Consider the following 22,700-nt stretch of genomic DNA (forward strand, 5'->3'; position numbering starts at 1 on the left):
CGAGGCCGGGCCGCCGGTTGTCGCTGCGTGGTCTGCGCCCCCGACTGATCGTCGCCTTCCTCCTGGTCTCCGCCTTCGGCGCGCTGATCACTTCGGCGCTGACGTTCGACCGGGCCCGCGACGCGATCCTGGACCGCACCCGGGAGGCCGCGACCGATGAACTGCGCGCCCAACTCGACTCGCGCGCACCCGACCTGCCGTATCCGCCCAGCACCGAGAACCTGCTGGAGCTGACCATCCTGCTCGACCGCGCGGGCAGCCCGCGCAACTGGCGCACCCACGTCTCGTATCAGGACGGCCCGCTCATCCCCGCTCGGCCTCCCGGCGATCCCGGCGCGGTCACCGCGGCCCTGCGATCCGCGGTGTTGCGGGCGAACGGCGCGGTGTCCCAACGCGTGGCGCGGGCCGACGGGCCGTGGCTGGTGATCGGCATGCCGATCGTCCATGCGGGGCAGGGCGGGGGCCCGACCCGGATCGTGGTGTACGCCGAAATGTCGCTGAGCGGCGAACAGGCCGACATCCACGCCCTGGTCACCGCGGCCCGCTACGGCGCGATCCCCGCCGTCGGGCTCGCCATTGTCCCGGCGCTGTTCGCCGCCGCGCAGGTCCTTCGCCCGGTACGGCGGCTGCGCGCGGGAGCCCGCCGCATCACCGAGGGCGGACTCGACACCCGCATCCCCGTCTGCGGCACCGACGAACTCGCGGACCTGACCGCGACGTTCAACACCATGGCCGACACCATCGAGCGCGACCAAACCGAACTGCGCCGCTTGGAGGCCGACGCCCGCCGGTTCGCCGCCGACGTCTCCCACGAACTGCGAACCCCCCTCGCCGCGATGGTCGCCGTCACCGAGGTCCTCGACGAGGACACCACCCACTTGGACCCCGACGTCTCCGAAGCCCTTGGACTGGTGGCCGAGGAGACCCGCAAGCTCGCCCGCATGGTCGACGACCTCATGGAGATCTCCCGCTTCGACGCCGGGGCCGCCGCCCTGCACACCGACGAGGTCGACGTCGCCGCCTCGGTACGCCGGACCCTGCGGGCACGCGGATGGACCGACCGGGTCGACACCGAACTCCCCGACGGCATCCGTGTCGTCCTCGACCCTCGGCGCTTCGACGTGGCCCTGGCCAACCTGGTCGGCAACGCTCTGCGACACGGCGGCAGCCCCGTCCGCGTCGTCCTGTGTCGCGCCGGCGACCTGGTCGTCCTCGACGTCGTCGACCACGGCCCGGGGCTGGATCCGGCCGTGCTCCCGCACATCTTCGACCGCTTCTACAAAGCCGACTCGGCCCGGCCCCGATCCCAGGGCAGCGGCCTGGGACTTGCCATCGCGCGAGAAAACATCCACCTGCACGGCGGCACCCTCCGCGCGGCGAACGCCGCGGGCGCGGGCGCCGTCTTCACCATCGAGCTCCCCCTCGCACCGCCGGCCGCCGCGCCGCGCCCCGGCCGCGTCGGCGACATCGGCGCACACCGCACCGACCACCGTGGCGAGCCCCGGCCTCGTCGGCGCCATCGACGCACACCGCGCCGACCACCGTGGCGAGTCCGCGCCATCGGGAGCGGGCGGACACGAACGCCCGGAGGACGAATGAAGATCCGCACCGTCGTGGTCGCCGCCTTGGTGGCCCTGGCTGCGGCCGTACCCGCCGCCGGATGCGGCATCCCCAGCACGGCGCCACACGGAGCCGGGCCCCCGGCCGCCGGCGTTCCCCAGCCCGGTACCGCCGCCCACCGGGCCCGCCTGTTCTTCCTGACCCCCTTCGGTATCCGACCGGTCACCCGACCCGCCGACCGAACCGTCGACCCCGACCAGGCGATCGCACTGCTGTTGGAGGGACCTACCGAGGCCGAACGCCGACAGGGGCTCACGACCGCCCTACCGGATCTCGCCGGCCGCGTCGGCGTCGACACCGGGGACGGCCAGGTCACGTTCACCCTTCCCGTCAACGTCGCCAAACTGCCTACGGAATCGATCAGTCAACTCGCGTGCACCGCGGCCAACGCGCTCGTCCCGGGCGGTCGACCCGCCACCGAGGTCGACATCTACTTCCTCGAACCCGCCTCGACGCGCCCGTGGGGCCCCCTGCACTGCACCGCCGCCGGCTACGCCCTGCCCGAGACGAACCGATCCCGGTCCTGAACGACCATTCGGGGACCCGCGATCCGGTTCGTGCCGGCCGTGCGCGTCCCCGCCCCCGTTCTCCGGGCGCTCGATGCGGTCCGCGGAGAAGAAGTCGCAGGCCGGCAGCGCGCCGGCCCCTATGGAACTTACAACATTCCTCACAATTTCATGGGGCTTCGTGGTGGGGCCTGATCGAAGGGTAATCAGGGTGGGGCCATCCGTACGACCGATTGTCAACGGCCATTGAGATGCGGCTCTGTCGCGAGCTTGGTGAAACTCGAGATGTGGATCTTGGCGGCTCGTGATGATTCCGAGTGTCCGTTGCCGATCTCCTCGCCGTCCTGTTCCCGCACTTCGTGCGCCTGCATGTCGAGTTCGTCCGGGTCACGGGCCGTACGGTCCGGATCCAGGCGCGAGGCCGGGAGCCGTCGGCGATCTGCCCGGGCTGCGGCACGGAGTCGATACGAGTGCACAGCCGGTACGAGCGCAGGATCTCCGATACTGCGGTCTCGAACCAGCAGTGCGTTCTTCACCTGCGGGTCCGCCGCTTCTTCTGCGACAGCACGGGCTGCGTGAAGGAGACCTTCGCCGAGCAGATCCCCGACCTGACCTTCCGCCACGGCCGCAGCACCCTGTCGTTGCGCACGATTCGTGAGGCAATCGCCCTGGCACTCGGCGGCCGGGCGGGTGCCCGGCTCGCCGAACTGCAGGCGATCGGCGTCGGCAGGGACGCGTTGCTGCGGCTCATCCGCGCGCTGCCCGACCCGGAGCCGCAGCTGGTGCGAGCCCTGGGCGTCGACGACTTCGCACTCAAGCGTGGCCACAACTATGGAACGATCCTGATCGACATGGACAGTCGGCGCCCCGTTTCGTTCCGATCGACCGTCCCGTCCAGGCGCTACTGCGCACCTGGCTGAACGAACGCGCCGGACGCGGCGGCGACCCACTGTTTCCGACCCGCACCGGCCGCCGTCTCAGCCGCGACGCCGTCGCACAACGTCTGGGCGTCCACACCGCGACCGCGGCTCAACGCTGCCCGTCCTTGCTGAGCAAAAGCGTTCATCCGCACGTTCTACGACACAGTTGCGCGATGTCCTTGCTCCAGTCGGGTGTCGACACCACCGTCATCGCGCTCTGGCTCGGGCATGCCGGCGTCCGCTCCACCGATGCCTACGTGGCTCCTCCGGACGGCACCTGTGCACAACTGCCGTTCCAGGAGGTGGGGTTCATGGACGTACTGCACGAGCGGTGCGCCGCACTCGGCGGCAGGACTGCTGCACTGCGACCTCCGGGACATGCCGGGACCAGGACGACGAGAACGAGGAGGCCGGCGACAAGGAGCCGTTCCTTGCGCGGTTCATGGTTGAGCGCGATCCGGCGCGCCGACTGCGCTCCGAGTATCGAAGTCCCCCCGCGACAGTGTCAAGAGATAGAACCTAACCATCCATCCTGTCTGTCCCATAGATCCCATACATCAGATGCCTGTGGTTCTGGATGCGGCGACGCGATCGGGAACCGAGGGGCTCACACCGCCCACCGGCCTTCTCAGCGATCGCCGCGCACGCTCCGGCTGCTGTGCGGGGACCGGATGGATGGAAGGTACCGGCTTCGTGCCGACGATGCGGGCGGCTTCCCGGGTGCTGTAACCCTGCTCCATGAGCTGGAAGTATGCGGCCCGCTCGGCGACCAACCTGCGGCCCCTGGGGCTTCCGTTCTTCCCGAATCGCGAAGTCCATCGCGTCACCTGAGCTGGGGTGTTACGACGACCACCAGAACGGAAGGATCTGCGGGGGCTCTTCGTGGAAGAGGGAAGCCTCGCCACGTCCGAGAAGCGAGGGCGCCGGTCCGGCATGTGCCACCCGTTCCTGTCGACCGCCCGGCTTTCGTGGGTGAACTGTTCGAATTCCGGCGCTTGCCGACGCCGGTCGGCTGACGGGTGAGCGCCACATTCGTCCGGTGGGGGGCGATCCCCTAGGCCGCACAGCAGCCGGAGCGTGCGTGGTGATCGCTGAGAAGGCCGGTGGGCGGTGTGAGCCCCTCGGTTCCCGATCGCGTCGCCGCATCCGGAACCGCAGGCCTCAGATGAATCGGATCTATGCGACAGACATCATGGAATGGTTGATCTTCATCTCTTGACACTGTCGCGCGGGGACTTCAATACTCAGAGCGCAGTCGGCGCGCCGGATCGCGCCCCGCCATGAACCGCGCAAGGAACGGCTCCCACCGCCGGCCTCCTCGTTCTCGCCGCCCTGGTCCCGGCATGTCCCGGAGGCCACAGCGCAACAGTCCTGCCGCCCGACGAACAAGGGAACCGGGCAGGCTTCTTCGAACCCCCATCCCCCACGCGCGCAAGACACCCTTCATCGGCGTCCCACGACACCGCGTCGCCGACCCGCTCCGGCACAGCCCACATACCGCGCACCATGTGCGTGGGCTGCTCGACCACTGCCCGGATCAGCTCCAAACCCGGCGGGACGTGAGGTCCCCACAGGTGAGTGACGCGGGAAATCTCCGACGACGAAGGCGTCACCGGTCGGGCCGTGATGACCGAAGGGGCTGCGAGTCCGCCCCGACGAGCCAAAAAACCACCCAGCACTCCATGGAGAATGCCGTGAACACACTTCCCGCAACCGGATCTCTCCACCCTGTGGTCATCATCGGCGGCGGCCCGGCCGGCTCCACCGCAGCGGCTCTCCTTGCCCGGGAGGGCGTCGATGTGGTCCTGCTGGAGCGTGAGAAGTTCCCCCGCTACCACATCGGGGAATCGCTGTTGGCCTCCTGCCCACCCGTACTGGAGTTGAGCGGGGCTCTGTCCAAAGTCGAGGCGGCCGGTTTCGTGGACAAGCGTGGCGGACTCTTCCGCTGGGGCCCCGAAGGTGACTGGGTCATCAACTGGCAGGAGATCTACGGCGAGAACCGGCGCTCCTGGCTGGTCGACCGCAGTGAGTTCGACAAGATTCTCCTCGACCACGCCCGTGACCAGGGGGCCCGGGTGGTGGAAGAGGCCACCGTCCAGGAGGTCGAGTTCGAGGACGGCCGACCGGTGGCCGTCCGGTGGAAAGGCCCGGACGGGCAGCAGTCGGAGCGGCTGGCCTGCTCCTGGGTGATCGACGCGTCGGGGCGGGCCGGAGTCCTCTCCCAGCAGACGTTCCGCAACCGCGAGCACCACAAGGTCTTCCAGAACGTCGCGGTTTGGGGCTATTGGAAGGGCGGCAAAACTCTGCCCGCCACACCGCCGGGCGGACTGAACTCCATATCCGCTCCGAACGGCTGGTACTGGCTCATCCCCTTGGCGGACGGCCGGCTCAGCGCGGGGTTCGTCACCCACCGGGACGCATTCCGCGAACGCCGTGCCGAATTCTCCTCCCTGGACGACATGGTGAAGGCGCTCATGGCCGAATCCGACGACGTACGCCCACTGATCGAGGGCTGTGAGTTCATCGGGCACGCGCGCGCGGAGCAGGACTACTCGTACGCCGCTTCCCGCTTCTGCGATCCTGGCTACATGCTCGCGGGGGACGCCGCGTGCTTTCTTGATCCGCTGCTGTCCACCGGCGTCCACCTCGCCCTGTACAGCGCGACCGTGGCGGCAGCGGGAGTTCTTGCGATGCGCGACGGGACGGTGACCGAGCAGGAAGCGCTCGACTTCTACGAGTACTGCTACCGGCGTTCGTACGCCCGGCTGCTCACGCTTGTCTCCGGCATGTACGAGCAGTATGGGGGCCGGCAGTCGTACTTCTGGTCGGCACATCAGCTCAGCCATCAAGTCCCGACACTCGACCGGCAGACTGTCACCAACCGGGATTTCGCCGACATCAGCGCCGGGCTCACCGATCTCGCCGAGGCTGGGGACATGGCGTCGGAGGGTCGGCGCATCGCCACCGAGGATCTGCTGCGCGATGCCCATCAGGCGCAGCAGCGGGCCATCCGGCTGGGCACCAGCCGCTCGGCCAGCCCGCTGGACTTCGCCCCCGCGCACTGGGAACCCGTCAATGGGCATGAGACGGGCAGCGGGCTGACCCTCGTCACCTCGCCCCGCCTGGGCCTGGCCAGGATCTCGCCGCCGGGACAGGTCACGCCGGACGAAGCGCACACCACCCCGACCGAACCGCCCACTCCCTCGGACCTTCTCACGCCATGAGCGGTCCACCAATGGCTTCTGCGACGGCGGCGGCCGACGTCCGGGAAGCCGGGACGTTCGCGTATCCCGACACCCGGATGCTGCTGGCGAGTGACGGTTCAACCACCGTGCTGCTGCAAGCGGTGGCTGGTCCGATCCGGGTCGTGGTGCGTGAGCAGTACGAGACGGCCGGCGCCGGGCTTCCTTCCGACGCGAGGGCAGCTCTGCGAATCACGCCGGACAGTGTGGCTCTGATGAGGCGCTCGGCGCTGTACGACGAGCACGGCCGGTGCGTGTCCGTCAACGAGGTCGTGGCGGTGTGCCATCAGGACCCCGTGCTGGGCCCGTTGGTGACCGACACGACGCGTCCGCTCGGCCGCAACCTTGTCGACGTGGGACTACGGCGCCGTGTCCTGGACACGGGCCTCACCGTCTGGCCGGAAGACCGGCAGGCGCCGGCCGCCGCGTACAAGACGTACATCCTGCTCGACGGCGACCAGCCCGTTCTCCACATCAACGAGACCTTCAACCCCGAACTGATCAAGCCGGATCTGCAACCGGGCACCGGTGACGCTGCCGGCTCCCGGGCGCCGGAACCGGCGTAACCTTCCGGCCACCCGACAACCCGACCGGCCGAACTCGCAAGACGTCGAGCGGGACGTGCGCGGCCCGACTCGGCTGCTGCGGCGACATGGTGAACGGGGCCGATCTCACCGTCTTTTCCGGCACACCCGACCCGCAGCGCCTGCGCAGGGCCTACTTCCACTCGGCGGCCACGCTCCACGCGCTTGCGCTGCCTTGGCCCGGCTGCGCCCCGGCAGCATGCCGCTCTTCACCTCCCACGAAGTCCTGCCTTCCGTACGAGGAGGCGCCGACTCACCGCTGCGAGACCACTGGCCTGTGGTACGCCACCGCGGCACACACTGTCTGGATCGGCGAACGCAACAATGACCCCGCCGCGGCGCACGTGTACTTCGCCGCAGGCTTCGCCAACCCCGTGGCCGTCATGATCGGTCCGACCTCCAATGCCGAGCAACTCGTCGCGCTGTGCGAACTCCTCGACCCCGCACGCGTCCTGAGGGCCGCAGGACAGTACGCGCTCGCAATCGCGGGGCATGGCCTGTAGCGGGGCAATGAGGGCTCTCCGGCCTGCGGGAATCGCAGAAGTCTCGCCCGAGGCACCGCTTCGGCGCCGCCTGTCCCCCGATACGATGTAAGGCTGAAAACGAAACCATGACCTCACATCAACTCCTCCTGCTCCTGCTCCAGATCACCGTGCTTCTCGCCTGCGCGACGGTCCTGGGCCGGCTGGCGATGCGATGCGGCATGCCCACCGTCGTAGGCGAACTCGTGGTCGGCGTCCTGGTCGGCCCCAGCGTCTTCGGAGCCCTGGCCCCGGGCATGTCCCACTGGCTGTGGTCGAGCAAGGACGGCCAGCCGCAACTACTCGAAGTTATCACCCAGTTCGGGGTACTCCTGTTCGTCGGCGTGGCGGCCGCACATCTCGATGTGCCCATGCTCCGTCGCCGGCGGAGGACCATTGCCACCATCGGCGGCTCGGCGCTGCTGATCCCGCTGACGCTGGGCGTCACAACCGGCTGCCTACTCCCGCGATGGCTTGTGGGCCCAGAGGGGAACCGCACGACCTTCGCCCTGCTGGTCGGCGTGGTGATGGCGGTAAGCGCCATCCCCGTCATGGCCAAGACCCTGACCGATCTCAACATGATGCACCGCGATGTCGGTCAACTGATGCTGGCCTCCGCCGCAGTCGACGACGTGGTCGCCTGGCTGATCCTGTCCCTCGTGTCCGGGATGACGGTATCGGGATACAGCGGTTCCGCCCTCGTGCTCAACGTGGCCCACCTGATCGCCTTCGTGCTTGCCGCCGCTCTGGTGATGCGTCCCCTGGCACGAGCCGCACTGCGCGTCGCGGACCGGGTCGAAGGCCCCGGTCCGACCATCGCCACGGCCGTCGCGCTCATCCTGGGCGGATCCGCAGCCGCCCTCTCACTCGGCCTGGAAGCCGCTCTCGGCGCCTTCGCGGTCGGCATCGTGATCAGCTCGCGCGGCGCCGTCGATGTCACCAAACTCGCCCCGCTGCGCACTCTGGTCCTCGCCGTGTTCGCCCCTCTGTTCCTGGCGAGCGCGGGCCTGCGCATGGAAATCTCCGTGCTGGCCGACCCCGGCGTCGCGCTCATCGCCGTCCTGGTCTGTGCCCTGGCCATCGTTGTCAAACTCGGTGGCGGCTACCTGGGGGCCCGGCTGAGCCGACTGACGCACCGGGAGGGCCTGGCAATCGGCGCGGGTCTCAACGCCCGTGGCGCAGTGGAGGTCGTCGTCGCCACCATCGGCTTGAGGATCGGGGTGCTCAGTGAGGCGATGTACACCATCGTCATCCTCGTCGCCGTCGTGACGTCGGTGACAGCCCCGCCGATCCTGCGCTGGGCCATGGCACGGGTCGAACAGGTCCACCACGAGCGGCTGCGCGAAATCGAGATGACCGCCTGGTCCTGACGCCTGGGAAGTGGGGGTGCGTGGTCTGGGTTTCGCAGATACGGCGGGTGGTTTTCGGGTGCGCGGAACCGGCGGCAACAGTCCGCTGATGCAGGTACAGAACCATGAACGTTTGCGCGGGACGGATTCCAATGACATCGCCGTCATACTCCACCTGATGTACGGACTGCTCGGCATGGCCGTCATCATCGCCTTACCCGGCCTGTTCAACGCCCTCCGCGCCTCGCGCCGCGTAAGCAGGGGAACTGAGATGGCCGTGACCCATCCCTTGCGCGAGCGCCCGTACGTCCTGCTCATGCGCGCGCTCCACGGAACAGGCCGCCAGGTGGACGCCACACGTATCGCTGTTGCCTGCGAGACTGGGCAACGGTCCCCATGGGGCAGCGGTGCACGCGGTGGGACGCGCCTGGCCGACGAGAGCGCCTGTCGTCGGGGTCTCCCGCACGGTGCGGAGCGTGGGAGGCATCGACCGCCTGCGCGGTCGAAGGGCACTCAGGGGCGGTACGCCGCCACGTCGGTCGCGGTCGGCGGGTCGGCACCGGGGCGGGCGCAGGTCAGGGCCGAGGTCAGGGATGCCTCGGCCAGTACCTGTGCCGGCAGGTCCGGGCGGAGCCGGGCGGCCGGGTCCTCGGCGCCCAGGATGCCGCGGCGGTGGAGCGCGTCGAGCATGCCCGCGGTGTAGGCGTCGCCGGCGCCGACCGTGTCCACGCGCGTCACCGGGATCGCGGGGACGGATACGGCGCCCGCACGGCAGAGGCCGTACGAGCCCTTCGCGCCGAGTGTGACCACCACCATGGCGGGTCCGCGGTCCAGCCAGTCCGCGGCGACGTCGGCGAAGTCGCGGGTGGGGTGGAGCCATTCGAGGTCCTCGTGGCTCACCTTGACGATGTCGGTCAGGGCGACCAGCGACTCGATCCGCGTCCGGGCGGATTCGGGATCGCCCATCAGCGACGGACGGCAGTTCGGGTCGTACGACACGGTCGTCCGTCCCCATCCCCGCTTCCACTCGCGTGCCCGCTCGACGAGCGAGCGCACGACGGACGCGCCCGGTTCGAGTGTCGCCGCGATCGAACCGGTGTGCAGGCAGGTGCAGTCGGCCATCGGGAGGGTCCCGTCCGGATCCCAGGTGATGTCGAAGTCGTACAAGGCCACCCCGGATTCGTCCACCCGCGCCCGTGCGACACTCGTCGGGCCGTCGTGCACCGACCCCGGGACGACGGTCACCGAGCTTGCCGCCAGGTGCGCGGCGAGCAGCGCACCGTAAGGGTCCCGTCCGAACGCGGTGACCAGTCGGACCGGCGTGCCGAGCCGCCCGAGTCCCACCGCGACGTTAGCCGGGCTTCCCCCCGGACGGGCCACCGGAGTACCGCCGTCGGGCCGGACGAGATCGACTATGGTTTCGCCCACGACGGTGATCACGGGCCGACCTCCCCGGGGCCCCGCGGAACGCGTTTGGTGCGCAGGGTGATGTGCCGCACGGGTGTCGCGTCGCCTTCCGGATGTCGGAGTACGAGTCGCACAGCCGCCTGGCCGATTCCGAACGAGTCGTGCAATACGACCGTCGCGACGCGCGTCGGGAGGTCGGAGACCCGGAAGTCGTCGAACCCGACGAGGGCGGGGCGGAGCGCCGGGAGCCGTCCCGATCCCGCGCGCCCGAATCTCGTCATCGCTGCCGCTCCCACCTGTGGTCCTGCCGTCGGGACTGTGGTCGCACCCGGTCGTCACCGCCGGACGACGAGGAGTGCGGCAACAGGTCTACTCGACGGCGAGTCACCAGGGCGTCACCCGAATTGGTCCGATCCTCTCTCCCGGGAAGAGCCCTCGCAGATCCCTTCCATTCCAGTGGCCGTCTCGCAACACCCCAGCTCAGGTGGCGCGGTGGACTTCCAGTCCCGGGAGGAACGGAAGCCCAGGCCCCGCAGGTTGGTCGCCGAGCGGGCCGCACACTTCCAGCTCGCGGAGCAGGGTTACAGCACCCGGGAAGCGGCCCGCATTGTCGGCGACAATGCGCGGACCGGCAGGAAGTGGCGCAACGACCACCACTCGCCGGGCAAGGGAAAGAAGCCAGTACCTTCCATCCATCCGGTTCCGCACAGCAGCCGGAGCGTGCGTGGCGATCCCCAAAGCGAAGCAGGGCCCTGATGTATCGGATCTATGGGACAGACATGATGGAATGGTTGATCTTCATCTCTTGACACTGTCGCGGCGGGACTTCGATACTCAGAGCGCAGTTGGCGCGGCGGATCGCGCTCAGCCACGAACCGTGCAAGGAACGGCTCCTTGTCGCCCGGCCTCCTCATTTTCGCCGCCCTGGTCCCGGCATGTCTCGGAGGCGGCAACAAGTGGGCCGTCCCACGAACAGGGAAGTCGGGAAGGCTCCTTCGCAACCCCATTTCTCACGTGCGCAAGACGCCCTCCTTCGGCGTCCCGCAACAACGCGTCGCCGACCCCATTCCGGCACAACCCACATACCGCGCACCGTGTGCGCCGGCTGCTCGAACACTTCCCGGATCAGCTCCAAGCCCGACGGGACGTAGCGGGGCAAGACACGAAGATCGGCTCGGTGGCAGACACCGGCACGATGACAAGCACGCCACGCACATCTCGTGTTTCACCGAACGAGCGCCAAGGCCGGAATTCAAAGGCCCTTGGCGTCGGTGCAGTTGGCGAAATCGGATGTCCGCTCCAGGACACTGACGTGAAGGAGTGATTGTCTTGACCGCTCGACTTCGACACGACGCAGGCTCGTGGAGGGTACTGGCGCTTTTAGCGGCCCTGTGCGGGCTCGTCGGCGGTACCGTGTTGGGTACGACCTCGGCGGTGGCGGCCGATCAGCGTCAGGCGATCTACGCGATCGCGCATCGGGTCGACACGCTGGACGGCGTGGACGCCGCGATCAACCACGGTGCCAACGCCATCGAGATCGACGTCTGTGCCTGGTGGAACCCGAACGAGTGGCGTGCCTGGCACGACTGTTCCTCGGCCGGTGAGAACCGGCTGGGCCCCNGCTTCGACNNCATGNTCGACCGCATCNTGTCCAANGCCANGGCGGGGCGCCGGCTGGCGCTGGTCTGGCTGGACATCAAGGACCCGAACTACTGCGGGGAAGCGCCGAACCGCACGTGCAGCGTCGCCGGACTGCGGGACAAGGCACAGCGCCTGACGGCGGCCGGGATCCAGGTTCTCTACGGTTTCTACGAGTACCACCCCGGTAGCACCCCGGACGTCGGCGGCAGGGGTTGGAAGAGTCTGGAGGGCAGGCTCGGCCCGCTGGAGGGCATCACCACCACCGGGACCCGCGACCGGGTCGTGAACGCGTTCGATCGATCCGGTTCCGGATTCCCGGCCGGCCGGCGGGCGATGGACTACGGCGACAGCGACATCACCAAGGGCTTCGGCAACTGCACCGAGGCCACCTGGAACACGTGCGCCGAACTGAAGAAGGGCGCCGGGGACCGCGCCGCCGGGCGACTCGCGGCCACACTGTCCTGGACGACCACATACAACGATCCGTGGTACGTGGACAAACTCCTGGGCGACGCACGCGTGGACGGCATCATCGCGGGCTACGGGGCCTTCACCGGAGTGCGCGAGTACGACAACGGTTGGCAGTGCGCCGACGCCATCAACCTCGTCCGCGACTGGGTGAACCGCCACAGCGCCACCCATCGCATGGCCACCGGCGGCGACCGCCTGTTCAGGTAACCGGCAGCCGCAGGCGAGCCCGCACCGCCCGCGCCGTGATGGGCCCCGCAAGTCGTCGGCCGGGCTCCCGGCCGACGACTTGCCCCGACGCCGTTACCGTCGCGGCACACGCACCCGCCCCGACGTCGGCCCCCGGTCCGGCGCGGCGAACACGGTCACGGACGACGCGTCGAACGGTGTGACCCGTGCCTTGCCGCGGATGTCAGCGACCCGGGCTTGGGTGTACCCGGGCAGGCGGGTGGGCTGATCATCCCGTGAGTGCTTCGACGTTCGATAAGCAACCACCCCCGGGCGTAGCGGTGTCCGGGTCTGTCGTAGGTGGTTCCCCTTGCAGGTCACGTTCCGGTGGCGGCTCCGTCGGCGGTGTCGTGTCTGTCATTCTCGAGGAGGAGTACATGGTTTCCAGGCGTTCCTTCGTCACCGCGGTCGGCGCCGGTGCCGTCGCCGCGGTGGGTTCCTCATTGTGGTCGCGTCTGCCGTCCCGGGCCTCGGCCGCGCCGGCGTCGCTGCCCGTCTCATTGAAGAACAATTCCGGCAACGGTACGGTCTATGCCTATGTCAGTGGCTCGGACGGTACCGGTTGGCCCGGTTTCGTCACCTCGGCCGGGTATTTCGAGCGGTTGCCCAGTCCCTCGTCGGTGCTGACGCCGGTCGCCGACTACTCCATCCCGTTGGGCGCGTCCGGCTCCGCGGCCACTACGTTCACGCTCCGGGACCACGTGATCGGTGGCCGGGTCTGGTTCTCCGTCGGCACCAAGCTCCGGTTCTTCGTCAACCCGCCCGGCGGCGGTGGGGGTGTCCCCGGCCTCGTCCAGCCCGGATTCACCGCCGACGACCCCAATTGGTCGACCAGCTGGACCTTCTGCGAGTTCACCTACAACAGCGCCAACCTGTACGCGAACATCTCCTACGTCGACATGGTCGCCCTCCCCGTCTCCATGGCGACCACCGGCAGCGGTGGAACGCAGTCGGTCAGCCCGCTCCCCCCGGGCGCACTGGCCTCCATCGCCTCCGGGCTCCGGGCGCAGCACGCCGCCGACGGGGCACCGTGGGACAGGTTGGTGACCACCGACTCCTCGGGTGCCACGTTACGGATCCTGGCTCCCGCGCACTCGCCTGTCGACTTCGGCGGCTACTGGTCGAACTACCTGGACCGGGTCTGGAGTTACTACCGATCACACACACTGACCATCAACGGTCAGGGCGGCATCGGCTCCTACTCGGGCACCGTCTCCGGCGACACAATGGTCTTCGCGGGCCTGAACACCAACGGCGTGCCCTTCACCAAACCCGGTGCGGTCGATGTCTTCGGCTGTGCGAGCGGGCCGCTCTACAACTCGGGCGGCGACGCGCGCGGCGCGGTGGCGGCCCGCCTGGCCGCGGCCCTGAACCGCAGTTCCCTGTTGGTCGGCGGCGGCCACAACCAACCGGACGGCGTCGCACCGTCCGGCTACTACACGGACGCGACGACCAACCACTACGCGCGCCTGGTGCACAAGTACGCGAGTGTGGGATACGCCTTCCCGTACGACGACGTCGGCCCCACCGGCGCAGCCCCCGTCGACGGCCACCTCCAGGACGGCGCACCGACCTCCTGGACGATCTCGCTCGGCCCCGGCGCCGGCTCGGGCACCACCCCGCCTCCCGGCGGCGGAACCGGCGCGTACGGCACCATCCAGGCGGAGTCGTACAGCGCGCAGAACGGCACCCGAGCCGAGAGCTGCGCCGACACCGGCGGCGGCCGGGACGTGGGCTACATCTCGAACGGCGACTGGCTGAAGTACCCCGGTCTGGACTTCGGTTCGTCCTCGCCCACCCAATTCATCGCGCGGTTGGCGTCCGGCGCGGGGAACGGGATCAGCGGCGCGATCCAAGTCCGCGTGAACGGCACCACCGGCACCAAGATCGCCGAGATCGATCTCGGCAACTCCGGCGGCTGGCAGAACTGGCGGACCGTGCCGACCAACATCACGGCCCCGGTCACCGGCGTACACGACGTCTATCTGGTGTTCTCCTCAGGCAGCACCGCCGACTTCGTCAACGTCAACTGGTTCACCTTCACCAAGTAGGGACAGCCGGGCAACGAGATATCGTCGTTCCGTTCCACTGCCCCGAGGAAGAAGGTTGGACCGCGATAGCACAACGACGTTGGCTCGGCTGCGGATTCCGTCCCTACCCCCGGTCTGCGGGCAACTGGACACCGAGTCCGGTACCAGCTTGCACCGGAATCCGCGCTCGGCGATCTCCGGGGCCTCGCCCGGGAGTTCGTCGGCGCCGGGACGCGCGGGCAGCGAGGCGCCGGCGGCGGCAAGGACGACAGACGTCGTCGAGCCCGCCGCCGGCCGGGTGCACCGCGTGCGAACGCGACATCCGTCCGGACAAGCGCGCACCCGAATATTCCTGATCCATTCCCCAGGGAAGCGACTACGGGTGACCCTGTGACCTGGGCAAATATTGCAGCGACGGCTTTCTCGTCGAGCAAATACATCTGATGTACTGCTTGTGCTTGTCGGGCCATCACTTCTAGAGTCCCGGCACATCATGTTGCGAGGCCCGAAGGGACGCTCTCGGATGAAACAGCGACAGCAGCGGGTGGGATCCGTCGGCCACGAGGTGCCGGCCGTATCGGCGGACGACGGACGTCTGCCGGACCTCTCGTCCATCACGGCCGAGATCGACGGTCGCTTCCTGGCGGGCGACGATGTGGCGCGGGCCCGAAGCGCACCGGCCCGGGGCCTGCTCCCGCAACTCGGCGGCACCGACCGGCGAATCGGGGCCCACGTGGCCCGCCTGGGCAAGTTCGCCTGCATAGGTCTGAACTATCGTGATCACGCGTGAGAGACGGGTGCCACCATCCGGGATCGTCCGGTGGTGTTCATGAAGGATCCGGCAACCGTCGTCGGCCCCGACGACCCGGTCCTGATCCCCCGCGGATCGGTGAGAACCGATGGGGAAGTGGAACTCGCGGTGGTCGTCGCACGCCGCGTCCGCCACCTGGACTCGCCGACGCAGGCCGCGGCCCATGCGGCGGGATACACGATCGGCAACGACGTTTCCCGACGCGAGTTCCAACTCGCATGCGCCGGCCAAGTAGGACTTCGGCAGGTCCTGCGAGACCTTCGACCCGCCGGCCCCCTGGCTCGTCACCCGGACGAGATCCCCGACCCGCAGGACCTGCGGATGACCACCACCGTCGACGGCGTGCCGCGCCGGGACGGCACCACCGCCGACATGATCCTCGATGCGACCCACCCGATGTACCACCTCAGCCGCCACCGTCGAGGGCAACCCGGACGACCGGCGGCATCGGGTGCTCGACGTCAGCGTGCTCGGCGTCGTGCGCACCACTCGCGCCGCACTGCGGCACCTACGCCGGTCGCCCCACCCCGCGAGGCCGGTCGTCGCACGGGAAGTCGCCGCCGCCATCGCCCGATTCGCTGGCCCCGCGGCCGGCTCGACGACCGGCACCGCGCCGGACGTAGACGGCGGCATGGCCGCCGACCGCGACCCGCGGCCGGCTCCGACCCGAAGACACCCGGCCGGATCGGCCACCCGTCCCCCGAGCGGTCCGGCCGGGTCCCGGCGAGAAGCGTCCGCGAACCCGTGCGCAGCACACCCCTCGGACGCACCGCCGGCACGATCACCGAACCGTCCCTGGGCGCCGACCCCGCCACGGGACAACCTGTTCCACGCCATCGACACCATGATCGGCGCCCAGGGGCGGCGCGAGAACTTCGGCGAGGCACCGGGGCGTGGGCGGAGGGCCGAATGTGGAACCGCCGGGACACGACCGCGCCGAGGCAGGCTCGGCCGGTGCGCGTCCACACCCCGCCCGGCGCGCACGGTGGCGTCGATCCGGTGCCGGCCGCAGACCCGGTGTAAGGAAGAAGGTGAGCTTTGCATGAGTATGCCTGAGAGTTTCGTGAACGTACTGACCCGGCACGTGGCAAACCATCCGGAACGGATCGCCTGCCGTTTCCTGGTCGACGGAGACGTCGACGGACCGGCCGATGTATGGTCCTTCGGCCGCTTGGAGCAACGCTCGCGGACCATTGGGACGTTGCTGCGGTGCGAGCAACCGCCCGGATCCCGCGTCCTGTTGCTCTATCCGCCGGGTCCGGATTTCATCGCCGGATTTCTCGGCTGCATGTTGGCCGGGATGGTGGCGGTCCCGGCGTATGTTCCCGATTCGGCTCGCCTCGATCGCACGCTGCCGAGGCTGGCTCGGATCGTCTCGGACAGCGGCGCGTCCGCGGTGTTGGCCACCGACGCGAGTCTGGGGCTTGCCTCGCCCGCCCGGGAGTTGGCACCGCGACTGGCGGAGTTGCGTTGGTTCTCCACCGACACCTCGGACGGGCCGTCCGTCGACGACATCGATCTGCCGGGCGGCGGGCCCGACGACATGGCGTTTCTGCAGTACACGTCCGGTAGTACCGGAATTCCCAAGGGTGTTGTCATCACCCATGGCAACCTGATGCACAATCTGCGCAGTCAAAATGCGGCGTGGCACCAGGATCAGAATTCTCAGATCGTTTCCTGGCTGCCTCCGTACCACGACATGGGCTTGGTCGGGGGTCTGCTGTACCCGCTGATGTTGGGGGCGACGGCCACGCTCATGTCTGCGTCGGCCTTCGTTCAGCGGCCGCTGCGCTGGTTGGAGGCGGTCTCGCGATTCGGCGGCACGCTGAGTCTGGCCCCCAACTTCGCGTACGACCTCTGTGTCCGCAAGGTCCCCGAGGCGGCGGTGGAAACGCTGGACCTGTCCTCCTGGGCCGTGGCCGGCAACGGCGCCGAACCGGTTCGACAAGCCACGATGGACCGTTTCGCGGAACATTTCGCCGCGTCGGGTTTCCGGCGTGACGCGTTCAGGCCCGCCTATGGGCTGGCCGAAGGGACGTTGTTCGTCACTTCCGTACGGACGCCCGTGTCTTCGGCGGGCGGATCGGAGTCGGAAGGTCGCGGCGTCTCGTGCGGGCAGCCGAGTCCGGGCACCGAGGTCGTCATCGTCGATCCGGAATCGTGTGAGCGATGCGTGGACGGGCGTACGGGCGAGATCTGGGTGAGAAGTCCCGGCAACGCGGCCGGCTACTGGAACCGGCCGGCGGAAACGGAGGAAACCTTCCATGCTCGTCTCGCCGATGGGGACGGCCCCTACCTGCGTACCGGCGACCTGGGTTTCCTCGACCGGGGCGATCTCCATGTGAGCGGCCGGATCAAGGACTTGATCATCGTCAACGGGGCCAACCACTATCCACAGGACATCGAGTACACCGTCGAGCGCTGTCATCCGAGCGTACGGGGCGGCTGCGTGGCCGCCTTCGCGATCGACGAGGACGACGGGGAACGGGTGGTCGTCGTCGCCGAGGCGGCCGCCGCTCCCGACGACGGCACCGACGAGGTGGTCACCGCCATCTGCGGCGCGGTCGCCGCGGCGCACGGTGTCGAGGTGCACGACATCGCGCTGATCGCCGCTCGTACGATTCCGAAGACCTCCAGCGGGAAGATCCGGCGCCGCGAGGCGCGCGAGCGCTACCTCACCGGCCGCCTGGCGGCGAGTTCCGCCCCCGGCGAGGCCGCGGCGCCCATGCGTACGGTCCAGGAGATCGAGTCGTGGCTCGTCGCACAGTTGGCGCTGCGGGTGGGCCTCGTGTCCTCTCGCATCGTGGCCGACCGGCCCTTCGAGAGTTACGGGCTGTCCTCACTCGATGTAATCGGTATGTCCGGCGACATTTCCGACTGGCTGGGGCGCCCCCTGTCGCCGACCGCCCTGTACGCGTATCCGACCGTCCGCGCACTCGCGCGCCACCTGTCCCAGCCCGAATCCGGGGATCCCCCCGCCGCCCCCCTGGGGGAACCGCCCGCGCCGCCCACGGTTTCCGGTCAACCGGTCGCCCCGGCGGTCGCACCGACGGCGGACGTCCCCGTGAACGAGCCCATCGCGATCATCGGCATCGGCTGCCGCTACCCCGGCGCGGAGGGGCCGACCGGATACTGGACGCTGCTTGCCCAAGGGCTCGATGCCGTCCGAGAGATACCGACCACGCGCTGGGACGTGGACGACGTCTTCCACGCGGACGGCCCGATGCCGGGCAGGATGTACACCCGCAGCGGCGCCTTCCTGGACGACGTGACCGGCTTCGACCCCGCCTTCTTCGGTATCTCCGATGTCGAGGCCAAGTACATGGACCCGCAGCAGCGACTCCTGCTGGAGATCGCCTACGAGGCACTCGAGGACGCGGGCCTGCTGCCCGAGCGGGTGGCCGGAACCGACACCGGCGTGTTCGTCGGCATCACCACGAGCGACTACGCGCAACTCCAACTCGTCTCCGGAGTCGCGGCCGGGCCCTACGCCGGATCGGGCAACGTCGCCTGCATGGCGGCCAACCGGCTGTCGTACGCCTTCGACTTCCGCGGGCCCAGCCTTTCGCTCGACACCGCGTGCTCGTCCTCTCTGCTCGCCATCCACCAGGCATGCGCGAGTCTTCGCAGCGGCGAGTCCGAACTGGCGCTGGCCGGTGGGGTCAATCTCATGCTGTCCCCGAAGACCACCGTGGACCTCTGCCAAAGCGGAGCACTGTCCCCGGATGGACACTGCTACGCCTTCGACGCACGCGCCAACGGCTATGTACGGGGCGAAGGCGCGGGAATCGTCGTGCTCAAACCGCTCCGGCGCGCCCTCGAGGACGGCGACCGGGTATATGCCGTCATCCGCGGCAGCGCGGTGAATCAGGACGGCCGCTCCAACGGCCTGACCGCCCCCAACCCCCAAGCCCACACACGCGTCATCAGGCGGGCACTCGCCGACGCCGGACTGCCTCCGGAACGGATGCAGTACGTCGAGGCACACGGCACCGGCACGGCGCTCGGCGATCCCATCGAGGCACGCGGAATCGGCGACGCCCTCGAGGCCGGGCTTGCGCCCGGCTCCCGCTGTGCGGTCGGCTCGGTGAAGACCAACTTCGGCCACCTCGAAGCCGCCGCAGGCGTGGCCGGTCTGACGAAGGTCGCCTTGGCCCTGCACCACGGCGAACGACCGGCGAACGTGGACTTCGACGTGCCGAACGCGCGGATCGACTTCGACGCCCTCGGGCTGGAGGTGCAGGCCGTGCGCACGCCCTGGGCGACCGATCGCGGCACCAAGGTCGCGGGGGTGAACAGCTTCGGGGTCGGCGGCACGAACGTCCACATCATCCTGGAAGAGGCGCCTGCTCGGCTGCCGTCCGCGCCCGACGGCGAGGGCGCGGACGCGATTCCGCGGCTCCTGGTCCTGTCGGCGCGTACGCCCGCCGCGCTCGCCGCGCTCGCCGCCCGGTTCGCGGCCTTCCTCCCCGGTTCACCGGCCTCCCTCGACGCGATCTGCCACACCGCTGCGCTGCGACGCACCCACCACGAGCACCGGCTCGCCCTCGTGGCCCGCACGAAGGACGAGATGGCCGAGCGCCTCGCCCAGGCGTCCCGGGGCGGGGCAGGGATGACGGGCCGCGCCCGCAAGGGGCCTCGCCGCCGGCTCGTCTTCGTCTTCCCCGGCCAGGGCTCGCAGTACGTGGGCATGGGCCGCCGGTTGCACGCTGCCGAGCCTGCGTTCCGCACCATGTTCGACCGCTGTGAGCGCGCGATGCAGCCGTACCTGGACTGGTCGCTGCGCGAGGAGTTCTTCGCCGACGAGTGCGCCGGCCGGCTCGACCGGGACGAAGTAGTGCAGCCTCTGCTGTTCGCCGTGCAGGTCTGCGTGGCGGCGGTCTGGAGCGCTCGTGGCGTGGAACCGGACGCCGTCGTCGGCCACAGCATGGGCGAAGTCGCCGCCGCCTACGCGGCCGGTGCGCTCACTCTCGACGACGCGGCCCGGGTGACCTGCCTGCGCGCGAACCAGTTGGCGGAACTGCTGAAGACCGTCCGGGGTCAGGGCGCGATGGCGGTCGTGGCCCTGTCCCGCCAGGTCCTCGTCGACGAACTCGCCCGATACCACGGCCGCCTGCACCTGGCGGCGTGCAACGGACCCGCCTTGTCCGTGGTGGCCGGTGACAGCGACGCCGTCGCGCGGCTCCGGCACGATCTCGACCGTCGCGACATCTTCTGTCGGCTCGTCAACGCGGGAGGGGCGGGTCATTCACCCACCGTGGAGCCCGCCGCGCGGGCGATGGCATCGGAACTGGCGCAACTGCGGCCCGATGCCACGCGGGTGCCCCTCTACTCGTCGGTCACCGGCGAGCCGATAGCGGGCGAGGACCTCGACGGCGGGTACTGGGGCCGCAACCTGCGCGAGCCGGTGCTCTTCTGTCCGGCCGTCGAGCGGCTGGCCGACGACGGCTACGAGCTCTTCGTGGAGATGAGTCCGAATCCGTCCCTGGTCATCCCCATACAGCAGACACTCGCCGCCCGCGGCAAGGCGGGCCACGCACTCGGGTCCCTGGCCCGCAACCGCGACGACCAGGAAACGCTGCTGGAAGCCTTCGGCGCCTTGCACGCACACGGCATCGAGGTGGACTTCGACCGTCTCCACCCCACCGCGTCGCCCGTGGTCTCCCTCCCTTCCGGACCCTGGCAGCGCAAGCCCTACTGGTTCGAGGATCTGCCCGGCGCCGAAGACGAAACCGCCGCGGACGGCCCCCGGACCATCGCCGACACCGTGAAGGCCGCGTTCGCCGGTGTGCTCCGCGTGTACCCGGTAGGCGACGACGACAACTTCTTCGAGCTGGGCGGCACATCACTGATGGCCGCTCAGATGCTCTACGACCTACGGACGACGCTCGTACGGGAGATCCCCCTTCGGCTCCTGTTCGAGAATCCGACCCCGGCGGGGTTCACCCGCGCACTCGAGACGCATCAGGTCCTCACGCCCACCGCCGCGGCTCCGACCGTGGACATCGTGCGTGTCGACGCCCCCGACCACCCGGTCACCATCAATCAGGAACGCCTCCTGCACGCCGAACGCGAAGAACACAAGGGCAGTGCCCACGTGCTGGCCCTGCACCTGCTGATCGACGGCCCGCTCGACGTCGACGCACTCGAACGGGCGCTGCGCCGTGTCCTGGAACTCCACGAAGGACTGCGCACCGTCTTCGTCGACACCGGTGAGGACGGGGACATACGCCAGCGCATCGCGCAGAGCACACCGTTCACCCTCCCGATGACCGACCTGACCGCCTCGGACGGGGAACCGGCCCCCGACCCCCTCGCGCATCTGCGCGAGACGGAACGAGCCCTCCCGCCCTTCGAGGGCCCGCTGTACCGCTTCGCCCTCACCAGGATCGGCGACGGACGGCACGTGCTGAGCATCGTCCTGCACCACCTCATCACCGACGGCTGGTCGCAGGGCGTCCTGTTCCGGGACCTGGTGCGCACCTACGAAGCACGGCTCGCCGGGGAGCCCGACGGCATGGCGCCGACGCCGCTGCGCCTGGTCGACTACGCACGCTGGGAACGGACCGTGTACTCAGGGGCCTTCCTCAAGGAGCGCATGGAGTACTGGCGGGACAGGCTGCACCACGTCCGGGCACCGCGCGTGCGGATCGTGCGCCGCGAGGGCCTCGCCGAGGGATTCCGACCCGAAGCGCGCCTGGTCGAAGCCCGGATCGACGCGACCCGTCTCGCGCGTCTGGAACGAACCGCTCACGCCACCTCGACGACCATGCAGATGGTGATCCTCGCCGCCTTCCTGCTGGCGCTGCGCGCATACTCGGGACAGGACGAGATCACGCTGCCGACCAGTTCATCGGCACGTGAGAGGCCCGACCTCGAGAACATCATGGGATTCCTGTCACAGCCGCGACTCATCACCGTGGACTTCTCGGGAGCCCCCACGCGGCGCTCGTGCCTCGCCCGGGTACGCGACGCCGTGCTCGCCGCCGGCGAGGAACAGGGCCTGTCGATGAGCCAGTTCTACCACCTGGAAGGACTCCAGCAGGAGGACATCCCCTTCCGCATCTCCATGAACTACCTGCCGGACGTAGACCTGCCCAACCATTTGGGCGAGGCGGCGGTGACGATGATGCCCCGGCAGAGCGGCTTCGCCCTCTTCCGCGACATGCTGCTGATGGTCCGACGGGTGGACGACCAACTGCGACTCTCCTTCGGCTACCCGGACCGGGTCATCGGCGACGAGGACATGGCGGCGTTCGTGTCCCACATGGAGGCGCTGCTCGACGCGTTCACCAGCGACCTGGACACGCCGCTGGCGCCGATCACAGCACCGGAAGGCGCTGGAACCGAGGTGTGAACCAGGCCGCTTCACC

The 22,700-nt window shown here is 69.2% G+C and carries 11 protein-coding genes and 4 pseudogenes; 13 read left to right on the plus strand and 2 right to left on the minus strand.

From position 1 onward, the window contains the following. Nucleotides 1-17 precede the first annotated feature (17 nt). The 3 genes and pseudogenes from A3IC_RS57040 to A3IC_RS73685 form a co-directional block, all read left to right on the plus strand. Entirely contained in the window at nucleotides 18-2,147 is a 2,130-nt protein-coding gene (locus tag A3IC_RS57040; protein ID WP_020553485.1) for a sensor histidine kinase, read from the plus strand. A gap of 296 nt (nucleotides 2,148-2,443) precedes the next feature. Then, nucleotides 2,444-3,046 (plus strand): transposase family protein, encoded by a 603-nt coding sequence (locus A3IC_RS0128525; protein WP_020553486.1) that lies wholly within the window; start codon nucleotides 2,444-2,446, stop codon nucleotides 3,044-3,046. Then, nucleotides 3,043-3,249 (plus strand): annotated as a pseudogene (locus tag A3IC_RS73685) (tyrosine-type recombinase/integrase); the annotation flags it as partial. The gene A3IC_RS0128525 and the pseudogene A3IC_RS73685, both read left to right, overlap by 4 nt. A 483-nt stretch (nucleotides 3,250-3,732) precedes the next feature. On the opposite strand, the pseudogene A3IC_RS73690 reads toward A3IC_RS73685, so the two are convergent. Beyond that, nucleotides 3,733-3,865 (minus strand): annotated as a pseudogene (locus A3IC_RS73690) (IS30 family transposase); the annotation flags it as partial. Nucleotides 3,866-4,740: 875 nt separating this feature from the next. On the opposite strand from A3IC_RS73690, the gene A3IC_RS57045 reads away from it, so the two are divergent. From A3IC_RS57045 to A3IC_RS72655, 5 genes and pseudogenes are all read left to right on the plus strand, one after another. Next, the gene (locus A3IC_RS57045; RefSeq protein ID WP_211232313.1) at nucleotides 4,741-6,270 is read left to right on the plus strand and encodes an NAD(P)/FAD-dependent oxidoreductase; all 1,530 of its coding nucleotides are present in this window, start codon (nucleotides 4,741-4,743) and stop codon (nucleotides 6,268-6,270) included. Nucleotides 6,271-6,281: 11 nt separating this feature from the next. Beyond that, on the plus strand, nucleotides 6,282-6,854 hold the full coding sequence (locus tag A3IC_RS57050) for a hypothetical protein (protein WP_020553488.1): 573 nt from the start codon (nucleotides 6,282-6,284) through the stop codon (nucleotides 6,852-6,854). An 86-nt stretch (nucleotides 6,855-6,940) separates the two neighbouring features. Further along, nucleotides 6,941-7,375, plus strand: coding sequence for a 3-deoxy-7-phosphoheptulonate synthase (locus A3IC_RS0128540; protein WP_020553489.1), 435 nt, complete (start codon nucleotides 6,941-6,943; stop codon nucleotides 7,373-7,375). Between the two features lie 107 nt (nucleotides 7,376-7,482). Beyond that, nucleotides 7,483-8,763, plus strand: a complete 1,281-nt coding sequence (locus tag A3IC_RS0128545) for a cation:proton antiporter (RefSeq protein ID WP_020553490.1) — start codon at nucleotides 7,483-7,485, stop codon at nucleotides 8,761-8,763. 175 nt (nucleotides 8,764-8,938) lie between these two features. Continuing rightward, nucleotides 8,939-9,088: pseudogene (locus tag A3IC_RS72655) on the plus strand (BTAD domain-containing putative transcriptional regulator); the annotation flags it as partial. Between the two features lie 167 nt (nucleotides 9,089-9,255). On the opposite strand, the gene A3IC_RS0128550 reads toward A3IC_RS72655, so the two are convergent. Beyond that, complete coding sequence (locus A3IC_RS0128550) at nucleotides 9,256-10,182, minus strand: carbohydrate kinase family protein (protein ID WP_026218850.1); 927 nt, start codon at nucleotides 10,180-10,182, stop codon at nucleotides 9,256-9,258. A 459-nt stretch (nucleotides 10,183-10,641) separates the two neighbouring features. Between A3IC_RS0128550 and A3IC_RS73695 the strand changes: the two are divergent. The 5 genes and pseudogenes from A3IC_RS73695 to A3IC_RS57060 all read left to right on the plus strand — a co-directional run. After that, nucleotides 10,642-10,869 (plus strand): annotated as a pseudogene (locus A3IC_RS73695) (IS30 family transposase); the annotation flags it as partial. 1,994 nt (nucleotides 10,870-12,863) lie between these two features. Next, nucleotides 12,864-14,537, plus strand: coding sequence for a beta-1,3-glucanase family protein (locus tag A3IC_RS0128565; RefSeq protein WP_026218852.1), 1,674 nt, complete (start codon nucleotides 12,864-12,866; stop codon nucleotides 14,535-14,537). 502 nt (nucleotides 14,538-15,039) lie between these two features. Beyond that, nucleotides 15,040-15,306, plus strand: coding sequence for a hypothetical protein (locus A3IC_RS62795; protein WP_052173846.1), 267 nt, complete (start codon nucleotides 15,040-15,042; stop codon nucleotides 15,304-15,306). 30 nt (nucleotides 15,307-15,336) lie between these two features. Continuing rightward, nucleotides 15,337-16,350, plus strand: coding sequence for a fumarylacetoacetate hydrolase family protein (locus A3IC_RS73700; RefSeq protein ID WP_052173847.1), 1,014 nt, complete (start codon nucleotides 15,337-15,339; stop codon nucleotides 16,348-16,350). Nucleotides 16,351-16,369: 19 nt separating this feature from the next. Further along, nucleotides 16,370-22,684: a type I polyketide synthase gene (locus A3IC_RS57060; RefSeq protein WP_158696133.1), complete on the plus strand. Its 6,315-nt coding sequence runs from the start codon at nucleotides 16,370-16,372 to the stop codon at nucleotides 22,682-22,684. Nucleotides 22,685-22,700 lie beyond the last annotated feature (16 nt).

Source organism: Embleya scabrispora DSM 41855 (genome assembly GCF_000372745.1).
Lineage (GTDB): Bacteria > Actinomycetota > Actinomycetes > Streptomycetales > Streptomycetaceae > Embleya > Embleya scabrispora.

Excerpts from the sequence above, each read along its gene's own strand:
- A3IC_RS57050 (WP_020553488.1), top strand. The coding sequence starts at position 6,282 with ATGGCTTCTGCGACGGCGGCGGCCGACGTCCGGGAAGCCGGGACGTTC.
- A3IC_RS0128540 (WP_020553489.1), top strand. The coding sequence starts at position 6,941 with ATGGTGAACGGGGCCGATCTCACCGTCTTTTCCGGCACACCCGACCCG.
- A3IC_RS0128545 (WP_020553490.1), top strand. The coding sequence starts at position 7,483 with ATGACCTCACATCAACTCCTCCTGCTCCTGCTCCAGATCACCGTGCTT.
- A3IC_RS0128565 (WP_026218852.1), top strand. The coding sequence starts at position 12,864 with ATGGTTTCCAGGCGTTCCTTCGTCACCGCGGTCGGCGCCGGTGCCGTC.
- A3IC_RS62795 (WP_052173846.1), top strand. The coding sequence starts at position 15,040 with ATGAAACAGCGACAGCAGCGGGTGGGATCCGTCGGCCACGAGGTGCCG.
- A3IC_RS57060 (WP_158696133.1), top strand. The coding sequence starts at position 16,370 with ATGAGTATGCCTGAGAGTTTCGTGAACGTACTGACCCGGCACGTGGCA.